This is a genomic window from Paenibacillus sp. Soil750 (genome assembly GCF_001428045.1).
In the GTDB taxonomy this organism is placed as follows: domain Bacteria; phylum Bacillota; class Bacilli; order Paenibacillales; family NBRC-103111; genus Paenibacillus_E; species Paenibacillus_E allorhizoplanae.
Window position 1 is genome coordinate 1 of record NZ_LMSD01000017.1, and the last position, 25,062, is coordinate 25,062.

Annotated in this window: 18 protein-coding genes; 5 read left to right on the forward strand and 13 right to left on the reverse strand. The window is 45.4% G+C overall.

From position 1 onward, the window contains the following. Window positions 1-275: 275 nt before the first annotated feature. Together ASL11_RS18820 and ASL11_RS18825 are read right to left on the reverse strand one after the other, a co-directional pair. Window positions 276-3,575, reverse strand: a complete 3,300-nt coding sequence (locus ASL11_RS18820; protein WP_056618065.1) for a response regulator — start codon at window positions 3,573-3,575, stop codon at window positions 276-278. Window positions 3,576-3,607: 32 nt separating this feature from the next. After that, window positions 3,608-4,879: an EAL domain-containing protein gene (locus ASL11_RS18825; protein WP_056618068.1), complete on the reverse strand. Its 1,272-nt coding sequence runs from the start codon at window positions 4,877-4,879 to the stop codon at window positions 3,608-3,610. Window positions 4,880-5,145: 266 nt separating this feature from the next. On the opposite strand from ASL11_RS18825, the gene ASL11_RS18830 reads away from it, so the two are divergent. The 4 genes from ASL11_RS18830 (at window position 5,146) to ASL11_RS18845 (ending at window position 7,789) form a co-directional block, all read left to right on the forward strand. Beyond that, window positions 5,146-5,859, forward strand: a complete 714-nt coding sequence (locus ASL11_RS18830) for a response regulator transcription factor (protein ID WP_056618071.1) — start codon at window positions 5,146-5,148, stop codon at window positions 5,857-5,859. A 177-nt stretch (window positions 5,860-6,036) separates the two neighbouring features. Next, on the forward strand, window positions 6,037-6,663 hold the full coding sequence (locus ASL11_RS18835) for a hypothetical protein (protein WP_056618074.1): 627 nt from the start codon (window positions 6,037-6,039) through the stop codon (window positions 6,661-6,663). 63 nt (window positions 6,664-6,726) lie between these two features. Next, complete coding sequence (locus tag ASL11_RS18840; protein ID WP_157256973.1) at window positions 6,727-6,921, forward strand: hypothetical protein; 195 nt, start codon at window positions 6,727-6,729, stop codon at window positions 6,919-6,921. A 175-nt stretch (window positions 6,922-7,096) separates the two neighbouring features. Continuing rightward, on the forward strand, window positions 7,097-7,789 hold the full coding sequence (locus ASL11_RS18845; protein WP_063795627.1) for an MBL fold metallo-hydrolase: 693 nt from the start codon (window positions 7,097-7,099) through the stop codon (window positions 7,787-7,789). Between the two features lie 529 nt (window positions 7,790-8,318). Here ASL11_RS18845 and ASL11_RS18850 read toward each other — a convergent pair. The 3 genes from ASL11_RS18850 to ASL11_RS18860 form a co-directional block, all read right to left on the reverse strand. Further along, entirely contained in the window at window positions 8,319-9,626 is a 1,308-nt protein-coding gene (locus ASL11_RS18850; RefSeq protein WP_056618084.1) for a voltage-gated chloride channel family protein, read from the reverse strand. Between the two features lie 27 nt (window positions 9,627-9,653). Continuing rightward, entirely contained in the window at window positions 9,654-11,096 is a 1,443-nt protein-coding gene (locus ASL11_RS18855) for a SulP family inorganic anion transporter (protein ID WP_056618202.1), read from the reverse strand. Between the two features lie 176 nt (window positions 11,097-11,272). Beyond that, a complete protein-coding gene (locus ASL11_RS18860) occupies window positions 11,273-12,766 on the reverse strand; it encodes a DHA2 family efflux MFS transporter permease subunit (protein ID WP_056618087.1) in 1,494 nt (497 codons plus the stop codon). A 228-nt stretch (window positions 12,767-12,994) separates the two neighbouring features. Between ASL11_RS18860 and ASL11_RS18865 the strand changes: the two genes are divergently transcribed. Then, a complete protein-coding gene (locus tag ASL11_RS18865; RefSeq protein WP_056618090.1) occupies window positions 12,995-13,573 on the forward strand; it encodes a TetR/AcrR family transcriptional regulator in 579 nt (192 codons plus the stop codon). Window positions 13,574-13,652: 79 nt separating this feature from the next. Here ASL11_RS18865 and ASL11_RS18870 read toward each other — a convergent pair whose 3' ends face one another. The 8 genes from ASL11_RS18870 to ASL11_RS18905 form a co-directional block, all read right to left on the reverse strand. Beyond that, complete coding sequence (locus tag ASL11_RS18870; RefSeq protein WP_056618094.1) at window positions 13,653-15,299, reverse strand: extracellular solute-binding protein; 1,647 nt, start codon at window positions 15,297-15,299, stop codon at window positions 13,653-13,655. 179 nt (window positions 15,300-15,478) lie between these two features. Beyond that, window positions 15,479-16,399 carry a carbohydrate ABC transporter permease gene (locus ASL11_RS18875; protein ID WP_082595589.1) on the reverse strand — a complete coding sequence of 307 codons (921 nt, stop codon included), beginning with the start codon at window positions 16,397-16,399 and terminating at the stop codon, window positions 15,479-15,481. Window positions 16,400-16,426: 27 nt separating this feature from the next. Next, window positions 16,427-17,386 carry an ABC transporter permease gene (locus ASL11_RS18880; RefSeq protein WP_063795623.1) on the reverse strand — a complete coding sequence of 320 codons (960 nt, stop codon included), beginning with the start codon at window positions 17,384-17,386 and terminating at the stop codon, window positions 16,427-16,429. Window positions 17,387-17,577: 191 nt separating this feature from the next. Beyond that, the gene (locus ASL11_RS18885) at window positions 17,578-18,978 is read right to left on the reverse strand and encodes a Sapep family Mn(2+)-dependent dipeptidase (protein ID WP_056618099.1); all 1,401 of its coding nucleotides are present in this window, start codon (window positions 18,976-18,978) and stop codon (window positions 17,578-17,580) included. 42 nt (window positions 18,979-19,020) lie between these two features. Next, window positions 19,021-20,094: a beta-galactosidase BglB gene (gene bglB, locus ASL11_RS18890; RefSeq protein ID WP_063795624.1), complete on the reverse strand. Its 1,074-nt coding sequence runs from the start codon at window positions 20,092-20,094 to the stop codon at window positions 19,021-19,023. A gap of 93 nt (window positions 20,095-20,187) precedes the next feature. Beyond that, window positions 20,188-21,822, reverse strand: a complete 1,635-nt coding sequence (locus ASL11_RS18895) for a response regulator transcription factor (RefSeq protein WP_056618101.1) — start codon at window positions 21,820-21,822, stop codon at window positions 20,188-20,190. Next, complete coding sequence (locus tag ASL11_RS18900) at window positions 21,819-23,600, reverse strand: sensor histidine kinase (protein ID WP_235550514.1); 1,782 nt, start codon at window positions 23,598-23,600, stop codon at window positions 21,819-21,821. Before ASL11_RS18900 ends, ASL11_RS18895 begins: the two co-directional genes overlap by 4 nt. A 118-nt stretch (window positions 23,601-23,718) precedes the next feature. Further along, window positions 23,719-25,062, reverse strand: coding sequence for a DUF455 family protein (locus ASL11_RS18905; RefSeq protein WP_056618107.1), 1,344 nt, complete (start codon window positions 25,060-25,062; stop codon window positions 23,719-23,721).

Here is a 25,062-nt window from a genome sequence, read left to right on the forward strand (position 1 = left end):
TTGTCTTGATTCGCTCATGGAAAGACACCTCTTAGTTAATAGTTAAGATTATTATCACTTCTACACTAAGAGACGTCCACTATTAATTCTAAGTGCAGTTATCCATCTATAGCGAGTTTAATCGGAAAAACCTGAGATATAACTGTATAAAATCCATCAATTTGCCTGGAGCAAAGCAGATGTACGAAACAAAAAATAGAGGCCTGATGTACGTCGACCGTCTTACTCGGTATCAACGTCAACATCAGGCCTCTTCGTCTGCATTTTTTACATGCTCAATGTGCTTCACTTAACACAATGGCGGGACTGTTGCCCTGTCCAAGAATTGCGTCGATCTCATGCTGAATTTGCTTCAGAATGTGTAAGACTTCCTTTGGATGGATGCCATTCTCCAGCACCTTTTCCATAGCGAGTACTTCCGTCACCAGCGCATCTGCATAGAAATTCACTGCGATCCCTTTCAGGGTGTGGATCTTTCTTTTAACGGCAACAAGCTCCCCGTCATCTATAAATGGGATCAGCTGATCATAGAAGTTAGAATAATCCTGCTTAAATTTCTCCATCATATACTGAAATATATGCAGCTTCTGATCAATATTCCGCAGCAATTGCTCCACACCCACTCCTGGGTATTGGTTCAACAAGCTCAATTGATTCCATTTCCCTAACATATCTGTCAGCTGCCGTTCCGTAATCGGTTTAATGAGCAAATCATTCATGCCCAGTTTCAGCAGCTGCATGCGATCCTGCATAAGCATATTCGCCGTGAGTGCTACGATCGGCACGAGATTCAAATGTTTGCGTTGTCTCAGCTTCTGAGTAGCCTCATAGCCATCCATCTCTGGCATATGTATATCCATGAGAATCAGCTTCCATGGCTGGCTGTCAGCTAATTCTAAAGCTTCAAGGCCATTCTGTGCGATCACCGTATGATAGCCCAATTGCTTCAATTGCTCAGAGATAACGAGCTGATTGATCTCATTGTCCTCTACCACAAGAATGTTCCCTTTGGACTCCTTTGCCCGCTCCGCCTCCGTGTGAGCCATCGGAGCAGTTTCCGCTACTACCGTTCGAAACTCCCTCTGAGCTAGTCCCTCGATAGCCAGTTTCAGATTGGCTCTGCTTACTGGCTTCACGAGTACGGCATCCGCTTGCAAAGCCTCTGGCAACTCTGACATCCATTCCCTGCCATCCAGTGTCGTATACGCGATTATCTTCGTACGTGAACGGTCAATAGGTGCGATCACTCGCTCTAACCCATCTTGATACTCGAGATCTTCCATTTGCATATCGAGAAGCACATAGTCAACAGGCGAGTCGTTCCACGCATCTTTTTCTAACGCAGCCACCAACTCCGAAGCTGTCGCTACGCGATCTGTCTGCAAGTGCATCGCTTCGAGTAATTCAGCGATATGCTTAGCAACAAGAGGATGATCTTCGGCAATCCGAATTCGCTGACTCTGACTAGAACTAAGCTTCGTCTGTACGATAGTAGGCTGCACTTCCTCTTCAGCACAAGCTTTCCCTAGCATTAAGTTGAAATAGAATCGGCTTCCTTGACCAAGGGTCGATTCAACTTGCAAGACACCGCCCATGGACTGTACTAAATGTTGGCAGATGACAAGCCCTAGGCCTGTCCCCCCATATCGCCGACTCATCGACGTATCTGCTTGTGAGAACGGAACGAAGAGCTTCGAGAGCTGCTCCTTAGAGATTCCGATGCCCGTATCCTCCATGGCGAACGAGAGTAAGTAACCCTCATCTGACCTTTCCTCTAGCGCGACTTTCAATCGCAAATAGCCTCTCTTAGTAAACTTAATGGCATTATTCGTTAGATTAATGAGCACCTGCTCTAAACGAAATGGATCTCCACTGACGAGATCAGGCAGGTCCTCCGACGTTTCGAGTATAATCTCGATTCGCTTCTTGCCTAACGATACACTCGTAAGATCAGCTACCTTTTGGAGTGATGCCTCCAGAGAGAAATCTACCGTTTCTAGTGACATTTTACCCGCTTCAAGCTTCGAGAAGTCAAGAATATCGTTAATCGTAGCCAGCAGAACGTTAGAGGAGGAATCAATTTTGCTTAAATAATCCTGCTGAATGGTAGTTAGCTCTGTCCTTTGTAAAAGCAAAGACAAACCGATGATCCCGTTGAGCGGCGTACGTATTTCATGACTCATCCTAGCTAAGAACTGACTCTTAGCCCTGTTGGACTGATCCGCTTCTTCCCGCTTCTTCAGATCCGTAATATCGTGGACTGTCCCCGTCACACCATCAATTTCCTTCTCACCTTCCGTAAATAGCGGTGATAACGTCACATTATAGGCATGCTCGGACCCATCCGGATGCAAGAGGTGAATACCGAACTGTTGCGTTTTCCGCTCCAGAATGGTTTGCTCGAACCCTTTTTCCCATGTCTCCGTATCGTCCATTTGGACCAATTCCGTAAGCAGCTTTCCTTTCACGTGCTCGGCATCCATCTGATACGTAAGATACATCTTACTATTGGACGAGGCAATAGTACCATCCAATCGAAATCGAAATATGAAATCTTCCGAGTTTTCTACCAAAGTCCGATACTGTTCATCTCTAGTTCTTGCTTTAATTAAAGCAGCGCGTTGCTCCGTAACATCACAAGCAGAACCAATCAACTCAATCACATAACCATTTTTGTAGATGGGCTGTAGACTGACTAGGATTGTAAAACCGTTGTAGTCATACTCGTAATTGACACGTTCACCCTGCCAAGCCCTCTCGTAATATTGCTGGATACGAGCCTGAAAAGATTCGTTAAATACATTCACTTCACTTATTTTCTTCCCAATAAACTGACTTGGTTTCAGCCCTAGCATTTGCAGCAGCTGTCCTTCAATCACAATATACACTAATTCATCACGGTGCTTATGGAGCTTAAACGTGAATCCCGGTTGAAAACGCAGCATATCCAGCAGCTCTTCCTCCACCTGCCGAATCTGCCCCTTATATTCCCGATTTCGAAGCAAATAGCGCATGAAGCAAGCGATTACAAAAACACACATGAACTGATAGCTGACGTATTTCCAGATAACATCCAGTGAAGTCCCGAATACGAGCCATACCATGGCATAATAAAAAACAAAAAAGAACGTAGACGCATACAGCCATCTCATCCAATACGCTTTTACTTGGGCAAAAATGATGCCAGTCCCCGCAATCGCTGCAAGGCCAATTAACAAAATCGGCAAAGAAATCGCACCTTCCACGACAAACCTAGCTATCCACGCACAAGCAAACGCAATGAATAGAGAAAGCATTCCTCCCATGTAGGCAGCTAGCAGCAAACCAACACCGCGGAAATTAAGACTCACCTGTGGTGCCATTTGAATACTGAAATTCATCAAGACAACCACAAGCGCTCCATGTGCCAATCCGATATAAACTTTATGTAACCAAGTTGGCCTCTGATCAAGCTTCATGACAAGAAAGAAATGTTCCACAACTACGACAAAGACCGTTATTAACGCAAAATTGACAATCAAATCACGTAACAGAGCAATCACCAACCCGTTTCTGACTCTAGTGAGGATACTCATTTCACATATCCTTCATCATTCTATCATTTCATCTAGGCTAGTTGATACAACATTTCTTCAATATGTCTAACTTCCACTGGTTTACTATAATAATAGCCTTGAACGAAGCAGCAGCCATACTCGCGCAGCACTTGCAGCTCCTCTTCAGTTTCAACGCCTTCTGCAACCACAGCAAGGTTCAATTGCTTCGCCATTGCGAGCATCGTGCTCACGATAATCGCGTTCACTTGACCGTGTTGTAACCCTTTAATAAACGATTGATCTATTTTTATTTTATCCATCGGGAGATCACGCAGATATCCAAGCGAGCTATAGCCTGTACCGAAATCATCCATGGCAATGCGGAGTCCTAGCTCTTTGAGTTTCCCTAATGTATCCGCGGCTAGTCTGGCTTCTACACTTAAGCTCTCTGTAATTTCAAGTTCTAAGTACTTCGGCTCTAAGCCGGTTTCCTCCAGGATCGCTGCTATGGTTCCACTTAAGCGACAATCATTGAATTGCTTACGCGATAAATTGACAGCTACAAACATGGGGGGAAGACCCGCAAGCTGCCATTTCCGATTCTGTCTGCACGCTTCTCGCAGCACCCACTCCCCAATCTCGTGGATCAGCCCGCTTTCTTCTGCAATCGTAATGAATTCCGAAGGCGGGACATAACCGACATAAGCATTGTCCCAGCGAAGAAGACACTCCAATCCAACAACACAATTCGTACTGATATCTACGACAGGCTGATAGACCAGATTAAATTCGTTCTTCGAGATGGCATGGCGGAGATACAGTTCAATATCCATCCGTCTCTGCAGCAAAGCGCCATTGATTAACGGAGCGCCAGGCTGCAAACTATCCATGTATCCGTCAGATTGTGTGCTTGCGGGATACACGCCTTTTACCCCATTTTGAATGGCAAGCTTGCAACGTTCGAGGAAATAGGTGACTACCCCATCACCCGTAAGTCCCGAAACTAACATTTCTTTATGAAAATAATCGACTGCGCCAAAACGCATCGCTTGGATCGTTTGAGCCGAGCCTTCTGATGTAAGTGTGCTCAGTATAATTACAGGAATAGGACTATGGTCCATGATGAGTTGGAGTGCCGAAAGTCCCGATAAATCAGGCAAGTCCATATCAATGAGAATCAAGTCCGGCCTGTCACGAAACACATATGCCAATACAGCACTGCCATCTGCTACAACTCCTGACAGTATAAGCTGTTCATCCTCCCTCAGGATGGTCGTAATGACCCCCTCGGTTTGTTCCGACTCACTCACTACTAGTACTCTATGCCTGCCTATCAGACTCATTTTTCCGCCACCTCTTCAAGCCATTCTTACTTATACTACCAGTATACTTTCCACTTATTAGGACACTTACTTAAATCTTATGAATTTCACACCTCCTTTTCGCTAATATTTTACTAACATTTTTTTGGATTTCCTAGATGAAAACGGTTTACTCTTAAAATTCGACAGCGTATAATAGAATTATTAGCTAAATATTAGCAACATCACTCACCTCATCACTTTTACGAATATCAAATTAGAAAACTATGCGTTAGGGGGAACTTCTAATGGACAGAGTTCTATTAATTGAGGACGATGATATTATCGGTGAGATGATCTGCATGTATCTGAAGGAGGAAGATTTCTTAGTACTCAGGTGCCACAATGGACAGGAGGGTCTAACGGCCTTACACAATTTCCAACCCGATCTGATTCTACTTGATCTTATTCTTCCAGACTTTGAAGGTACAGAGCTATGCAATTCCTTACGAGGACTAACACCTGTTCCGATTATTATCATCTCCTCTAATTCCAAAGTCAGCGAGAAAATCGAAGCCTTTACCGTTGGTGCCGATGATTATTTATGCAAACCATTCAGTATGCATGAAATGAAGGCCCGCATCCAAGTCCTATTACGCCGCTTCAAAAAGGAACTACCCGCTGAGCAGCAACTTGCTACTCCTACCCCGATACGCCAACGGATTACCGTTCCCGCCATGGAGCTCCAAATTAATTTAGAGAAACGAACCTTGCACGTACGAGGTGAATCAATCGAAATGACCTTCTCCGAGTTTGAGCTCATTCGATTGCTAGTTGAACATCCTGAACGGGTATACCGTCGCGAAGACCTGATCAATGCATTACGCGGATTCGACTCCTACATAAATGAGCGGGCGATTGATGTACATATTACGAATTTGCGCAGGAAAATCGAGGTCAATCCCAAAGAGCCAAAATATATTAAGACCGTATGGGGCGTAGGCTATAAATTTGTCATCTAAAAAGCCAATTACATATTGACCTGATCCAAGATTGGATTGGGTCTTATTTTTTGCTTTTATTATTAAAATTAGTAAAAAATGGGTTGACCTTCCAATATTATTCCTTTATCATTTGAATTCTGAACCGCTGCCGCGGGCGGTAACTATAACTATGTAACTTACAGGTGAGGTATTCGAATGCACAATGATAAGTACATGAGGAAGCTGGATACGCTTGGTCAAGAAAAGAACGAATTATCCGATTTGTTAGCTGACAGCCCAGAGTACGCTGAGCATGGAACAGAAGATCATATAGTCGCTCTGAAGAAGCCTGTCTGGGCTGCGGGAATCCCGAACCATCTCGATATCATTCATGTGGGGGAAAACCATATACATATCTTGAGCTCCTCACTAGAAACCCTCCATGTCATTCCCAACGGTATCCTCGATCTGAATCATCAATTCAACTTACGGAAAGCCCCTAACAAAAGGCAGATCGCACTGTGTATCAAATGGCTGTCTTGTCGCCTGCCGCCTACCTTACAGACTTTCGCTTGTATCGGCAGAGGACTTCATTCCCTTCAACAATCAGCCGTTGAGCTTGAACAGGATCGCTATTGCTTACGTGAGGATTTCCTTCTTTTTGCTCAGCAATTGGCCCTTCAAGAGTTTCATACCTTTGCCCCTGATTCCCCTTCGAAACCCTTATGGGTGCAGGAGGTTATTGCTTTGCACTGCGTTATTCTAGCAGGATTGTTCAAATCAGGCGCTTCTAAATTCATGCCGCACACGTTGGAATCCACTTCCTTAACAGGGCTAATCTAAGTAAATTCAATGCAGGGAATATGCGTTCGAGATTTCAACCTCTTCTATGATCAGAAGTTAGCCGTGTATGGACTAACAGCTTCAAAGGTGAATGTTCTTGAAATACTCTGGACATTCGGGGATGCTCACCGCGTCATTTGCATGGCCATGATCACCGAGTTGGAGCAGCATCTTAGAGATAGCTTAGCACCAGAGGAATCGTCACTCCTTCTTGTTTGGATGAAGAAGATCCATACACATCTTCCGAAGGAGTCTTAACTGACCCTATCTGCGATAGAACTAGCCTGAAACGAGGTCATTTATTGGTAATGACCTCGTTTAGGTATTTTATTAACCAGGTATTTCTCTGTCCTATTATTTAGGTAAACTAAATATAAACGAAGGTTATTACAGCTAGTTACTAGTTATCTTTATTTGGGAGAGGGGAATGAAGATGAAAGTTCAACAAGTTGTTACAGGTGTTTATTGGTTACCACTTGGGACCGTTAATGCTTACTTGATCCAAGCTGAGGATGGGCTTATTCTGATTGACACCGGTACACCAGGATGTGCTCCCAAAATTTTGGAGGGAATCCAAGCCATCGGCCACAAGCCGCCTGACTTGAAAATCATTTTACTTACGCATGGTCATCCTGATCATGTAGGTAGTACAGCTGCACTGAAGCGAGAGGTTCCGCATGTGAAGATCTATATCAGCGAAGTGGATGCGCCGATCGTAGAGAAGGGGCAGCCGCAGCGTCCGCTGACGGCAACGCCTGGGCTCATGAATAAACTGTTGTTCCGTTTATTCATCAAAGAAACGCCGATAGAAACTTTTCCTATCGATGGCTATCTGATAGCGAATGACACGCTAGATTTCGCTGCTGGTTTGCAAACAATCCCTGCTCCCGCGCATAGCGCAGGGCAATTAGCCTTGCTGCTGCCGAAGCAAGGCGGCGTGATGTTCGCCGCGGATGCAGCGGCCAATATGATGGGCCTTGGCTGGAGCATCGGCCACGAGAACTTCGCACGAGCGAAGCAGGACTTAATCCGCCTAGGGAAGGCGGAGTTCAATGTCGCTTGCTTCGGCCACGGCAAGCCTTTGCTTGAGAGGGCATCGCAAACGTTTCGAGCCAAATGGGCGTAGGTTTGGTGAAGCAGAGGAGATAGTCGATTATTTCGACTATCTCCTCTGCTTTTGCCTCTGTTACGCCCGCGTTAGTCGATTATTTCGACTATCTCCTCTGCTTTTGCCTCTGTTACGCCCGCGTTAGTCGATTATTTCGACTATCTCCTTTACTTTTGCCTCTGTTACGCCCGCGTTAGTCGATTATTTCGACTATCTCCTCTGCTTTTGCCTCTGTTACGCCTGAGTTAGTCGATTATTTCGACTATCTCCTCTGCTTTTGCCTCTCTTACGCCCGCGTTAGTCGATTATTTAAACTATCTCTGGCCTAACTACTCCCACGTCACCGATTAGTCCGTTTTTGCCGAATTAATCTCACCGCGCGCGCCAATAAAGCTCAATTAGTCCGAAATAGCCCCACTAAATCGGCCCAAACACCACTCCCGCGAGTAATGTGGGAAATAGTTCGGCAGAATCGGACTAATCGAGGATTTCAAATAAAAACAAGCCGCCCCGAAGTAGAACATCTACTTTACAGGACGGCCTATTTTCATTCTTTCTTCTTCATCCTGATCGAAGCTAGGGTGGCTCCCTCAGGCACAGCGTGTCCTCTCGATTTAGACAATCCGATTCGCTGTGACGTGTAGATTCCTGAGTGGCCAGAGAATAAATAGCTCACGATGCACGCCATGAACATGTAAAGGATCCCCTCGGAGCCGAACAGCTCCACGCCCATGATGAAGCAAGCTAGCGGCGTGTTCGTCGCGCCGCTGAATACGGCGATCAGCCCCAGCGCCGCTAGGAATGGCGCGGAAAGCCCCAACAGATCCGCTAGCGAATTGCCCAGCGTAGCGCCAATGACGAACAGCGGGGTTACTTCCCCGCCGAGATAACCAGCACCGAGGGTAAGCGCGGTGAACACCGTTTTCCATAAGAAGGCGAAATGAGCTACCGGCTCTTCAAAAGCTTGCTGCAACAAAGGAATGCCCAGCCCCAAATAGTCCCTCGTTCTGAATACCGCAACAAGCGCGATAATCACAAGACCGCCGACAAAGGCTCGCAATACCGGGCTCGCGAATAGCCGCGTATACAGCTTTTTCATCCCATGGGTAAGCTCGCTAAATAGGATACTGGCTAATCCGAATAGAATCGACGCCAACACGACCTTGAGTATAACCCCTGTGGATAACTCAGGGACGATCCCCATCTCATAATGAATATGCTGAATCCCCCATGCCTTGGTAACGAGATGGGCTACCAAGCTAGCAATAAAACAGGGGATCAACGCTTGGTACCTCACCATCCCAATGGCGACCACTTCCAAGCCGAAGACGGTTCCCGCCAGCGGCGTCCCAAAAACAGAGCCAAACCCGCTGCTAATGCCGCACATGAGCAGGATTTTCCGATCAGCTTCGTCCACTCGGAAGATGCGCCCGATCCATTCGGCGAAGCTTCCCCCCATTTGAACAGCCGTCCCTTCGCGACCTGCTGATCCGCCAAATAGATGCGTGACAAGTGTCCCTGCCAGCACCAAAGGTGCCATACGAAAGGGAATCTTCTCCTTGCCATTATGCTGCTGTTCGAGGATCAGGTTATTCCCCCTGCCCGAATTTTTGCCTATTTTCAGATAGACATAAGCCATCAGCGCCCCGCCCAGAGGTAAAAGGAACAACAACCACGGATGGTTCAATCGCTTCTCGGTAACAAGGTCTAAGCTGGCTAGAAACAGCGCAGAAGCCGAACCTGTCACAATGCCGACTAGGCTTCCATAGAAAATCCATTTGATGAATGAACCTATTAATGCAACATGTATGAATGATGCGGCATACTCAGCGAGTGCCCTTAGACGATGTTTCAACGTAATTCTCACCCCTCATTGAAAGGCCTAGTTTTGCAGTGGTCCGACTCGATCCATCAGATGCTTGCTTTCCGCATTCAAGCCAATAATCGTTACGGTTTTATTGATTTGCTCGTATCTTTGCATGGCTTTGGCAATCGCCGTCACTGCGGAATGATCCCATACATGCGAAGAGCTGAAGTCGATGACAATGTATTCCGGGTCATTTTTATAATCGAAAAGCTCTACAAAATGTGCCATCGTACCGAAGAACAGCTGTCCCGTTATCCGATACACTTTGGAACCATTCTTCTCCATACTCACGTGAGCCTTGATTCTTGCGGATCGCCAGCCATACACCAATGCACTTAATAGCACACCCGATACAACACCTATTGCCAAATCTGAAGTAGCCAACACGATAGCAACCGTCACGATCATAATCAAGGCATCGCTCCGCGGAATTCTAGCTAACGTTCGAACCGAGCTCCAATCGAAGGTCCCGATGGACACCATGAACATCACGCCTACCAGCGCACCCATCGGAATTTGCCGAACAACATCGCCGAGAACAAGTATAAGGAAGAGCAGAAACACTCCAGATACGAACGTCGATAACCGTGCTCTCCCTCCGGATTTCACATTAATAACAGTTTGCCCGATCATGGCACAGCCTGCCATCCCGCCGAACAACCCTGAGACCACATTCGCGATCCCTTGGCCTTTTACCTCTTTATTTTTATCGCTTTTCGTTTCCGTCATTTCATCTACAATCGTGGCCGTCATCAGGGATTCCGTCATACCCACAACCGCAAGTGCTAAGGAGAACGGCAGCATACGCCAGACCAGCTCTAACGACAAATCAATTTGTGGAATATGGAAAAATGGCAGCTCTTGTGTGATTTTGCCCATATCCCCTACGGTCCGAAGATCTAGATGCAGACTCATGGAAATAATTGTCATCACAATAATGGCCACGAGCGGTGAGGGGACCGCCTGTGTGAATCTCGGCAATATATAGATAATGGCAAGTGTACCAGCAATCATCAGCAGCATTTGCCAATTCGCCCCTTGGAAGCTGGGGAACTGCGCCATAAAAATAATGATCGCCAATGCATTCACGAATCCCGTCATGACCGAATGGGGGATAAATGTAATGAATCTGCCAAATTTCAAAAGCCCCATCACATACTGGAGAACCCCGGTAAGTATCGTCGCGGCGAATAAATACTCGATCCCGTATTTCGCCACGACAGGTCCCATCAACGAAGCCATTGCCCCTGTTGCAGCCGAAATCATTCCTCTGCGCCCGCCTACAATAGATATCGTAACTGCAATACAAAAAGAAGCGTACAACCCAACCATCGGGTCCACACCCGCTAAGATCGAAAAAGCAATAGCCTCGGGAATCAGCGCTAAGGCAACCGTTATCCCCGCGAGGATATCCTTACGGACGTTCGAGAACCATGCTATTTTAAACTTCCGAACCAACAACCTATCTCCACTCCTTCCACGTACTTCTTGACCTTTCAGTCTCAGAAAAGTCGGGTCCGTCGTCAACTTGTCTCATTATACACAAATGTTCGACATCCCTCTAGATCAAAAAGAAAAAGCACAGTACACTCCAAAGGAGCGTACTGCGCTTAATCGAGAGACTTCTATTTGTCTTACGAAGCACTAACTGGTTTGCGATTGGTAGCAACTTCTGTTTCTTCTTCCTCTGCTTGACCTACACGTTTGATGAAGAAGGAAAGAATCAAACCAACAACCCCGATACCTATAATAACGAGATAAGAATCATTAATCCCCTGGATAGATGCTTCTTTAATCATTTCCTTCGTAGCCGTCGCTGTTTTACCAGCCGTCATTAACTCGATGACATGAGATTTGGTTCTAGTCGTCATAACGGTGATCAATAGTGCCGTACCAACGCCACCCGCCACTTGCTTGATGGTATTGGATATCGCAGTACCATGCGCATTCAGCCTTGCAGGCAATTGATTGAGTCCCGCCGTCGTGATCGGCATTAAGAATAGCGCCATCCCGAAGCGTCGACCTGTCGACATGAGAACTAAATAGGTATAACTTGTAGAATCCGTCAAATTGATGAATCCAAGTGTGGTTACGATCGTAATAACCATACCGATAATGGACAACCACTTCGCTCCGAATTTATCGAACAGCTTACCAGCTATTGGCATCATCAAGCCCATAAGCAATGCGCCAGGGAGCATAAGAATACCTGATTCCAACGCGGTATAGCCGCGAGCATTCTGCAAATACAACGGAAGCAGCATCATATCGGCATACATAACCATGGTAACTGCAATGTTAATTAACGTAGTCAGGGTAAACATATTGTGTTTGAAAGCTCTAAGATCTAATAGTGGTTCTTTGATAACTAGTTGACGCCATGTAAATAGAATTAAGGCAACTACACCAACAATAATAGATACGATAACTTCCGCACTGGACCAGCCTTTGCCACCAGCACTGCTGAAACCGTAAAGAAGGAAACCGAATCCGATAGTTGAAAGAATGGCACCCCACATATCAATTTTGGGATATTGACGTTCAGAGACATTTTTCAGATAGATAAAAGCAACAGCAATGACGACAATAACAATAGGTATGATACCGTAGAAAAGAGTACGCCACGAATAATGTTCCAAAATATAACCAGCAAGAGCAGGACCGACAGCAGGGGCAAAAATGATTGCCAATCCAACCATGCCCATAGCTCCACCACGCTTATCTGCCGGGAAGATCGTCAAAATAACATTCATAAGTAGCGGCATGATAATACCTGCCCCAGCTGCTTGAATCAGACGACCCGTCAACAATACCTCAAAGCCTGGCGCCACAGCTGATACAATGGTACCAATGAGGAAAATAATCATGGACGCTTGGAACAGCTCCCGCGTCGTAAAACGTTGCATCAGGAACGCAGTTATCGGAATCAAAACACCGTTAACCAACATATAACCAGTGGTCAACCATTGTCCTGTTGAAGCGGCAATATTGAATTCGACCATGAGTGGCGGTAAAGCAACGCTCATAATCGTCTGATTCAGAACGGCGATGAATGCCCCCAGAATCATAACGAATAATAGGGGACCTTTCTTAATGGAACTAGGATCAAATACAGCAATTTTACTCATTTCACATATTCCTTTCAAATTCAATTTCTAACTAATTGACAATGTGTTGTATAATAAACTCGATGTAAATAGTATTATAGTCATCAATCCTCATGTTCACAAGCAACAGCTTTTTTATAAATGTTTATTAGTTTACAGTTCTAATAAATTTGTCGTCTACTCCATACATAATCCACAAATCTCGCAGAATTTGTCGTCTATCCTAACCGAGGAAGGAAGTGCTTTATTATGTCAACAAAAGTACAACGAATAGATCCCCGCGTGCTTCGCACGAGGCTTTTGATCCGAGAAGCATTTATTGAATTACTTCAGGAGCTTGAAGTTGAGAAAATCACCGTGAATCGCATTGCGGAGCGAGCGACGATAAATCGCGTCACCTTCTATCTTCATTATAAAGACATTCCCGATATGATTGATAAGTTGGCTGAAGAGATGATTAACGAAATCCAAGCGATCTTTCAGGAAGCTCCTGACCCACCTGGTTTTACTATTCAGATCCTCCTGAATATGCTTGAACATATCGCGGAAAATTCAAATTTCTATAAAGTTCTTCTTGCTTCCAAACGTATTCCTGTTTTCACGGAACGGCTTATGAAGCTGATCGCTGATTTTATCACGATTCGCATGGACAAGCTAGAAGCGTCCTCAACTGTCAATCTGAAGGTTAAGAAAGATATCACAATCTGGTACGGCTCCTCAGCTATCATTGGTACAATTGTCTTCTGGCTTCGCAATGATTTACCCTACACGCCAGTATTCTTGGCTGCACAGCTTGCGGAGCTACTGCATTTGCCCAAACCAGAATAACCCTACGATCATGCGGGTATAGTAAAAAACAAAGGAGCGAACCAGATATCGGTTCGCTCCCCTACATGCAACTGCCTTATTACTTCTTCATCGTTTTATAAGCGTCGCTAATCTCTTTGTCGTAATCTTTTCCTCCAGCTCTTTCCCAACTGCCAAGCATCTCCGCATACGTCTTCTCGAAATCCGTAGAAATAATCACTTTGGATATCCCTTCATACAGGCTTTTCTCGATGACTGCTACGGTCTTCAGAGCTACAGGTCGAGGTGAGTCAATCACTGTGTTCGGTTTGCCGAATTTCTTGAAAATATCATAGTAAGTAACGAATGAATTGGCATATTCTTCTCGCTGCTTATCGTCCGGAAGTGAGAGCGCTACTGACTTAAGGAGTTGTTCTTTGTTTAATGCTGGTCCCCCTTGTTGAACAATGGCAAGGTCTCCCGCCAGAGATACCCACGTGGTTTTCTTATTCAGTTCAGGATCAATCTGGACTTTAACACCGCCGTCATCCTTCCAGTTTACTCCCTCAATTCCGCTTTGTACGGTCGCAAGATTCTTCGGTTGAACCATCCAGTTCAGATACTTCATGACAGCATCCGGATTCTTGCTGGATTTCGGAACTGCGACAAGCATGGAAAAATCCGATACCTTTGACATCACCTGAGTTCCGTCTGGACGTTTAAATGGTTCTACAGGTACCCAATTGGCTGTTGGGACCGATTTACGTGTACTCACATTCAGGTTCCAAGGTGTGTCGTTGGAATCGACGAAGCCGGCAACACCGCTGTTAACCTGTTGCGTAAATTGCTGAGAGTTCACATCGGTGACGAATTCCTTGGAGATCAGTCCCTCTTTGTACACTTTGTTCATCCATTGGTAATAGGCTTTTCCTTCAGGCGTAGCAACCGCTGATGTGAAGACACCATTCTTATAGTTGCCATCTGGTGCATAGAACTGATTACTTGGACCATCCATATTGACACCGAAGCCAAACATTGGACCATAATAGAAGGCTTTCATAGATTGGTTGATTGCAGGGAGCGCCCATGGAATCACTTTGTCTTTGCCTACGTTGCCCGGATCTTTCTCTTTAAAGGCTTTCAATACCTGATAGAGTTCTTCGTTCGTAGTCGGATTCTTCATCCCTAACGCATCAAGCCAGTCTTTACGAATCTTCATGTTAGGACCGGAGTATGTGTTTGCCTTCAAAGCAGGAATCGCATATCGCTTACCTTTGTACATGCCCACTTGGTCAAGCGCTAGTTTGTTATTCTTAATCAAGTCTGGATACTTGGCTAGATAGGTATCCAGCTCCCATAATCCACCTTGTTCAGCATATTTGAAGATCGTATCCATGGAATAGGTTAGAATAACGTCAGGAGCTTCGCCAGAAGCCATCCATACGTTCAGTTTCTCCGATTCCTGTGCTCTAGGCAGGGAAACGAATTCCACGTCGAGACCAACCTTCTTCGTTTCATCAATCACATATTTAATAATCGAGTTATTGCCCAGGTTCTGACCCTCTGGCGCATTGGCGCGGTCCCACAAGGTGACACGGATTTTGGCTGGTTTTTCAGGTTCTTTGCTAGGTGTCGCTGAGTTACTGCCACTAGGTGAAGTTGTTGCTGTGCTAGCTCCCTCATCCTTGGAACAAGCAACCAAGAAACCCGAAAGCATGAGCATCACAGTCATACTTCCTAATACCCCTTTTTTAAATACCTTTACCATACTGCTTCCTCCCTAGTTTTCATTTGCAGACCTACTCGTTGAACTGGGATTTCACCCATATCTTGTTGAGATAACACTTTACTTAAGCGCTTGCAATGTAAATATAGGCGCTTTCATTCTGCGTTTCTATTCGATAATTTTGACATTTTAATAGTTTTTTTGTTATACAGCTGTATGCTTCATCCTTTAACAGATCCGAGGAACGACCCTTTCACAAAATACTTTTGCAGGAAAGGGTATACGATGAGAATCGGAACCGTGGCGAAGACAATCGTGGCTCCCTTCAGAGACTCCTCAATGACATTGAGATTATCCAACGATTGCATCGTTTCCAAAGAGGTATCCATCTGGGCAAGCAGCAAAATGTTCCTCAGTTTCACCTGTAACGTATAGAGCGCCGAATCGTCGATGTACAAGACTGCTGCAAAATAGGAGTTCCAATGACCGACCGCATAAAACAGACTGATTGTTGCCAATACGGCGCCGGATAGGGGAAGGACCACCTGTGCTAAGTATCGCAAATTGCCACAGCCGTCCATGACGGCCGCCTCGCGCAGCTCTTCAGGGAGATCCTGAAAAAAGGATTTCATGATAATCACATTAAAGGCGCTGATTAAACCTGGAAGCATTAACGCCCATAAGCTGTTTAACAGCCCTAACGACTTGATCAACAAGTAACTGGGAATCATACCGCCACTGAAAACCATGGTCACAATCATGAAATTCATAAAATATTTGCGGCCCTTCAAATCCTTCCTAGAAAGGGGATACGCCGTTGTGATCGAGAAGAGCATGTTAAGTGCAGTACCGACTACCGTGATATAGATCGTTACCCCTAACGACCTGATAATATTGGAATCTGTAACGACCGATTTCATCGCATCAAGCTGAAAATCGACAGGCCAAAGCACTACTTTACCCGTCTGTATGGCATGACTGCTGCTAAAGGCATTAGCTAATGTATTAATGAAGGGAAATATACAAATGAAGGTAAATAGGATGAGCAGGGTATAATTAACGATGTTAAAGCTGACGTCCCATCCTGAATACTTGCCGAATAAGCTGCGTCTATTTCCATGTTTGTGTGCAGTAATCGCCATATCTCTACTCTCCTACTCAATCGAATTTTACCAAAGTCCTTCCTTACCCAGTCGCTTGGCAAAATAATTCGCACCAAGCACAAGAATAAGATTAATGATGGATTGCGACATCCCGATGGCCGTCGTAATGCCGAATTGTCCCTGCTTAATCCCCGAAGAGTAAACGTATGTGCTAATTACCTCTGAGATATTCGTAACAACAGGATTCTGTAAGGCAAAAGGATGCTCGAAACCGATAGATACCATATGACCGATATTGAGAATCAACAGGATAATGACCGTTGGCATAATTCCCGGCAGCGTGATATGCACGATTTTCTTCCATCTACCTGCACCATCCATGACAGCTGCTTCGTACAAAGAAGGATCGATCATTGTCATCGCTGCAAGATAAATAATCGTTCCCCAGCCCGCTCCTGCCCATACGCTGGACAATGTGTAGACGATGACCCACCAGGTCTCTTCGATCATGAAATAGATCTCTTCCATTCCCATGAATCTCATCATACTATTGATGATCCCATATTTCGGGGAAAGCAGATTATAAATAATCCCGCCCATGATGACCCATGACATAAAGTGAGGCAAATACAGAAGCGATTGCGATATTTTCTTGAAATATTTCGCTCTGATCTCATTCAGCATTAAGGCCAGAATAATTGGAGCTGGGAATCCCACAATGAGACCCAGCACGTTAAGTAGCAGCGTATTGCGGACGATCCTATAGAAATCCTGAATCTGCAGCATCTCCCTGAAATGATGCAGCCCTATCCAATCCGAATCAAAGATCCCTTTGAAGATGTTATAATCCTTAAAAGCAACGACAAGCCCGAACATAGGAATATAACAAAATACAAAGAAGAAAATAATGCCCGGGACAAGCAGTAAGTACAAATCGTAATTTTTGAACAGCTCTTTTGTAAAAGCGTTTCTTGGTTTACTGTCCGTCTGTGCAATTACATGGCGTTTCTGAGATTGTACTTCCATACCCCTGCTCCTTTCTCCAAATGCTAACCCCACAACTGAAAGCGTTTTCTATACTAATAAATAAACTCACTGCACAGCCTATTCTTCTAGGTATGTTGCAAGTGTACTGCCTTGCGAAAATGATTGACATGCTAGAAATTTTACTTTTTATTAGTTTTCTTTACTTTTAGTTTTATCTCTCTTACTTTCTGTTAATCGATCAATAATTCATACATGCCCTGTAAGCAAATTTCTGCATGCTTCATCATGTCATCAATAAAGATGAACTCATCTGCTTGATGGACACGGGTATCGACGCCCCCAGGCAGCCCCGCACCGAATGCGACACCATTGTTTCGCAATTTACGAGCATAGGTGCCGGCGCCCATACGTAGCAGCACGGCTTTATCACCGGTCATTTTCTTGTAAGCGCGGCTTAACCGGACAATGACCGGATGGGTCTCTGGCACATACACAGGAAGTAGATGTCGCGTCAACTCAATATGGATGCCAGCCTTGCCCGCTAGACCCTCAACCGCAGATAATATACCAGCGCCATCATGGCTAACTGGATACCGAATATTACATAGTGCTTCCGCACGATGGAGATCACAGGAAATGGTGCGCAAATAAACGACTAACGCACCTGACACACTATCGCTACAAGCAATTCCGAGTGACTGTCCGCCTTTCTCGGCGCCAATCTTACTGTTAAGGAATTGCAAAAAGTTGTCCCAATTGGTAGTCAGTCCTTGCCCACTCAGGAAGGCAACCATATTCGCTATTGCATTACGTGATCCTGTTGGACTGTCTGCCAGAAACTCGCTTCCTGCTGTTAACACCAGACTGCCATTGTTGTCGTATGAGAACGACATGTTCACCTCAAGGTTAACCGCTTCGAGAAAGTTTGCCACCTGGCTGTCAGTAAGGAGAGCCAGAGACAGCGACGCCGTGCAGGTCTCCGGAATGAGTGTAAGCATGTTTCCACCCTTCAGAGATAAGATCGTCAGCTGCGGTTTCGTGGAAGACGGTTCTTGCGCACTTGAGAACACCACGTTCATACTGCCCATTTCCACATTGAAAATAGGGTAGCCCGCATCAGGCGCAAATGCCATAACCGGAAGCTGTTCCCTCTCGAAATAGTAGTCGAGGTCTTTCATGCCACTCTCCTCGTTCGTACCGAAGATCAAGCGGAGACGGCGACTGCCGGTAATGCCCAAATCCATTAGCGTTTTCAGCGCGTACAAGGCGACTACAGCTGGTCCTTTGTTATCGGACGCACCTCTTCCGATAATCTTGCCATTCTCGATGAGACCGCCGAATGGCGGGAACGTCCATCCCTCTCCTTCTTCAACTGTATCCAGATGAACAAGCACTGCAGCGATTTCCTCCCCTTGTCCGTATTCGGCATGACCTGCATACCCGTCCACGTCGGTCACTTCGAACCCTAACGATTCAGCCAATCGGAGCATATATTTCAAAGCATGATCGACGCCAGCCCCGAACGGTTTTCCCGGCTTCGGGGTGCTCATGATGCTTCTTATTTGTACAAGTTCGGAAATACCAGCCGTAATCGCATCCCGATATTTGTGAATTTCTTTCCCAATGATCATCTATATACCTCCCACTTATCCACATTCGCTTCCAACCAACAGTCAGTCGACATGATGAAGGCTTTCCACCAACATCAGCAGCGTCATGGATTGCCCGTAGGGCATCGGGCATAGCGGGATGTCGCGATAAAACTGTAACGTACGCCCCATGCGCGTTCCGTAAGATACGCCGTGAACGGCTCCTTTAGCGTCAACCTTATTCATAACCGCTTGCAGTGCCTTCAACCCGACTTCTTTGTAGACTTCGCTGATATAACCTTTGCGAACAGCCTTCAGAATGCCATATGCAAAACCCGCAGTTGCTGAGGTTTCCTCGTAGGATGTCGGATCGTTCAGCAGTGTCGTCCACATCCCGCTCGGTCTTTGCAGCTCAGTCAGCTTCTGAATCTGACGTTCTAGCGAAGAAAGCAGAAATACTTCCACACCTAGCGGGATCTTAACGATATCTAGGTAGTCGACCAACCCGGCCGTGTACCACGCATTACCGCGACCCCAGAGCGCTTCCGCGAAATTATGCCCCTCCTTGAAACTCCAACCATGGAAAAATAGTCCCGTTTTCTTATCCGTCAAATATTTAAGATGGACGAGGAACTGACGGATACTTTCCTGGACATAGTGATCTTTGGCCAACAAAATGCCCATTCTGCCCATGAACAGCGCCGTCATATAGAGCGTATCGTCCCACAGCTCACCTTCATTCGCATTGTCGATCGTCTCGTGCGTAATCCCAAACTCAGGCGTACGGGGCATCTCATCAGCCGCATAACTAACCCACTCTTCACATATCCGCAGATACTCTGGATTACGCGTTTCCTCGTACAAATAGCTTAGTGTAAGCAGGGGACACATCGTGTTAACGTTTTTCTGTGGAAGCCCCTCGCGAATCCGACTGTCGAACCAATCGGTTAAATACGTAAACACATCACGATTCTGGGTTTCCTTGTAATACAAATAGAGGGAGAACAAGCCGACTCCCTGGGACCAGTCCCATTTATCCATTGTAATGATGCTGACTGGCGTGTCTTCCTGAATTGTTGCCTCCAGATTTTTCATCCCACTAATGACTTTATGAATCATGATCTCTATCTCTTGCCGCTGTATTTGCGCGATAGTCATGGTAAGCACCTCCCAATACGCACTATAAAGTGCTTATAACCATAATGTAACGCACACGCCTAGCAGTTTACATACGAGAATCTTACCTTTTTATTAGATTTCTTTACCTCTGTTCTTGTATTCTTTCGGCGATTGACCTTCAAGCCGCTTAAAAACCTGATAGAAATAGGCGTATTCCTTATACCCTACCATTTCGCCTACTTCATTCACCTTATTCTTGGGATCCATGAGCAGACGCTTGGCGGTCTCGATCCGAGCCTTAGATACCAAATCCACGAAATTAATACCGGTTTCTGTACGCAGCAACCTGCTTAGATAACTCGAGCTCAGACCAAAATGCTCAGCGGTTGACGTCAAGTTAATGGTATCGGCGATATGGCTGTTGATGTAATCGATGACCTTCTTTACAACAAGGCTATATACCTTATCCCCGCCTTCAAGCTTCTTTTTAATCGTCCCAATAAACGTTGTCAGGTAGGTAGAAGCTTCCTTCATACTCGTGAGCCGATATACATCCTCAAGAATTTGGTCGATGCTTTTACCAAGACCGAACTCATCGCCGGTTACACGGAAATAGTAGCGCGCCACCGCAAGACAAACTTCAGAGAGCAAGCCCTTCACGACAAGAATATTCCCTTCACTATAAGCAGTAATTTGTTGTAGAAAACGCTCCAAATAAGCAATCACTTCTTCGCTGGATTTGTCCTCCAACATTTGGTTGAACTGCTCCAAATCCTGAATAATCGAGAATTTCCCTAGCTCCTTCTCTTGCTGGCTATGATCTGGGAATAACACACTTTCCTCCATCCGGAAAAAGCTTGAATCCATAATCGAAGAAGCTTCCCGGAAAGCCTCCGGCAGCTCAAGAAGTGATTTATACACAGAACTGACCGCGATATGACAGGAAATTTGCTCCTTCATTTTAGCCATATCAATAAACTCATTGCAGAAGCTCTGCAGCTTCATTCTGAGCTCCCTTTGCGACAATACCTTGGAGAATAGACATACAAATATGAGATCGTTATTCCGCAGAGACTCAATCACATAGAAATCACGCTTGGCAGCTAGACTATGCGCTTGTTCCGTTAGACGGAGTTGCATCTGTTGCTTAATCTTGACTGCGTTCGTTTCACCAGACTGCCCCCTTCTATTTTCTGGACGAACAATTTGCACAAGGTATCGGCTATACAGGATTTCAAGTTTCTTCACTTGTTCTTCCATATCGTCTGTTCCTGTAATCAAATCACCAATTAGCTTGCTTCTAAGTGAGGGTATAGAATCGATATGTTGTTTCTCCAACTCGACGTAAGCAGACGCAATCTTGACCGTATTCTCATTCTCCTTGCGCTTGGAATCGATCTCGGATACAGCGCTACCGATTACTTGGCTTAGCTCATCGTAATTGATCGGTTTGACGATAAAATCGAATACACCGAGTCGAACAGCCCTCTTCGCATATTCAAAATCCTGGTAACCGGTAATTAGGATTGTCTTAGCCATTGGAAGGTCCTTACTCATCCCTTCAGCCAAATCCAGCCCGCTTAAGCCGGGCATTTTGATATCGGTCACAAGAATATCTGGCTGCAGCTCCATAATTAACCGTTTACCTTCAATTCCGTCCTCCGCTTGACCGACTACGGTACAATTCAGTTTATCCCAGGCGATCGTTTGCACAATTGCTTGCCGAATCAACGGCTTATCGTCTATAACCACTACTTTGTATGTCATTTGGAGCTCTCCTCCGTTAGGATGGGAAGACGAATCCGAATCGTTGTCCCCTGATCCATTTCACTCATAATGCTTAAGCCGTATGCTTCTCCAAATAAGATTTGAATCCGCTTGTGCACACTGATGATCCCGACGTTCGTATGCTTATCCTTCTGTTTCAGTTTCGAGTGCTCAGGCGGGTTGAGCAAGTGTTCCTTCGTTTCCTCATCTATGCCTACGCCATTATCGGATACTTCGAGATATAGAACGTCTTCCTTGATCCAGCAGCCTATACTGACAATCCCTTTACCTACTTTCTCTTCAATGCCATGCTTGATTGAGTTTTCTACGAGTGGCTGCAGAATGAATTTAGGAACTCTAAAGGCCATCAGGCTCGTGTCAAAATAATAATTAACTTCTATTCGATTGCCATAGATGATTTGATGAATAGATAAATAGCTCCTAATATAGTCCACTTCTTCCTGCAGGTAGATAATATCCCCCTTCTTGCTAATACTCTCTCTCAGCAGCTTGCCGAGAAGGTAGATCATTTCACTGACTTGTTCGTCGCCACGCAGCTTGGCTAAGCTATGAATGGACTCTAGCGTATTGTAGAGAAAATGGGGGTCAATCTGCGCCTGCAGCGCTTTATATTCGAACTGCAGCGTGCGGTATTCCGCTTTTTGCTTAAGCAGCTTCTCCTCATAGACGGTGTGGATTAACTCGCTGATCTTCTGAGCCATCGAATTGAATTTCTCCGCAAGCAGCCCTACCTCATCTCTACTTCTGGGAACAATCACTTTATGGGTGAAGTCTACGGAGAAGTGAGTCATACTCTGGAGCAGCAGTCGAACATTACCTGTGATGTTTCTAGAAATAACCACTGCTAGAATGAACGCCAGGGATAGTGAAATAAGAATGGTGCTCAATGTCCAAAACTTGATGACTTCCGTGCCACGTGTTAATTCGTTGACAGCGATGACTTGGACAATCATCCACTTGTCATAAGGTGTTGAAATTATAGTAGAAATGTACGTTTGCCCTTCAAATTGAAAACCTTCATTGGGACTGGGCTTTTGAGCGTACATCTTGTTTTCGATGAAATAGCGAGTCGGCTCGGAAACAAGCCTATCGAACAACAGCGGCTCGAGTACTTCGTTTAGGATGACGATGTTCCCCTTCGTAAGTTCGTCCACATTCGTGTAAATACTGCCGATCAGATTAATATCCACACCGACGATAATGATACCCACATAACGGCTAGACGTAACGTCATATACAGCCTTTTCCATGAAGATAACGTTGCTATTTCCCGGAACCCAGGAAGTGCGACCACGCTTATCTTTAATCATCTCAACGTCCAGATTTATCAATTGTTTATTGTAGTTCTGGGTTGCACTGCGTTCGAATCCGAAGGGGTTGCCTGCCGTATCGATGACCATGACCGACAAGTAATCATCTTTGGAAAATACTAAATCTTTCATGAATTCACTAATCACCTTATTTTTCATATACAAATCTGATTCACTTGCGTCTTCAGAAATGCCCAGCGTCGTATTGAGCGTGGAATTGCGGAATTGTTGGAATACGTGCTCCTCGATATCCTTGGTTCGTTTCTCGAGGTTAATCCCAATTTGTTCAATTAAATATTGAGAGAAGACCGATGTATTCTGTTTGATTACGCTTACAGATACATAGTAATTAACGATGCTAATCATCAGCACGGTTAATAAGATCATCACTGAAAAGGACAACAGAAACTTCGTGCGCAGCTTCAAATTCAGAAATTTGGAAATCACCTTAGACAAACGCTTCACCTGCATTCTGATGGAATGGCAAGTGCGTGAGCCAACAGCTCACGCACTTATTGTTAGCATTATAAACCTTTCCACGGTAATCGGCTATCGATTGTGTTCTTTAGTACTTATCATAATTGAGTTCCATCGTTGCAAATCCACAGAACTCTGGAAAGCTGTGCAGCACTTTGTTAATCTCATCCTGGCTATAGCCCATTTTACGAAGATGCATCTGCTTAACCGTTTCGGCGGCATTCTGAGCAGATATGAAATCCTCCATATGCTCGAATAGCTTCGCACCCCATTTCTGCCCAAATCCAACATGAAGGCGCTCGTCAGCAATATCATATTCGGATTGGATCGATGACAATGGATCACCGTGCTTCATGAAGGCACCAATCGACTTCCGTTTCTTTATGAAGGAGCAGGGCTCCATAACCATGGTTAGACTGGCATAGAACTCTGGAAACACCTGATCCATCGTTTCTGGCGTCGGCGCTGTAGACGGATGCCAAGAGAAATCCTCCGTACGATAGCCCATCTGTTTCAATCGACGAACACCCATTTGACTATGACGAACTTCATCCCACGTGTGCCGTGCTACATCCAGGTAGAAATCTACGGGCATTTTCTGTACGCCGTAGTACAGATAGGTGAGGCTTTCCACAGCCGACATTTCACTGGCATTGATGAAAATCATATGTTTCAAGCTATCGTAAGTGGGAGATTTCGGATCGAACATGGCGCTTTTATATTTAGTCAGATCGACATGCGGATACTTGGGATCGTTAGCAGGCTTCAGTGGGATCGGGCCGGCCGGCTCAAGAACCGGATGGTCAGGCCAATCAATCTTTTTCCCAGATGATGATTTCTCAAGCACCTTCCATACGTGATCGATATAAACTAGCCAACTATGATACGCCTCACGCTTCTGCCCATCTTCCACATAAGCAAACTTCACGTAAGGAATGCCCCAAGAAAGCATCTGCTCCTTATCCAGCTCGATATATCGCAGTTTATCAAACGTCGGTCCGTCGAGGATCGGATCCAGCGTTTCATGAAATGCGGTATACTGCTCATAAAGCTTCTGGACGATGAACTTATAGCCCGCAGCAAATTCAATCAGCCCTCCAGCTTGCGTAATACGCTGACAGGCTTCTTGGAGACCACTTGGCGTCCAGGCTTTATCGTTGATATCGGCTCCCGGTAACTCACTGATTCGTTCACGCAGTTGTACCATATGCTGCGTGTGCAAGTACGACAATCGCACAAGTTCCCCTTTCAGATCCCAATCTGGAACAGACGAGACCCATCCCATCGTCATTCGTGACAGTTCGAACTCTAACCAGAAACACATCTTCAGCAGCTTTGCGGTATCTATCGGTCGCAGCAGCGAGCCTTTATAGGAAGATGCAGCTTCAAGGAAGCTGTAATCCGTTACGTCCACTTCAATTCTCTTCGCCAT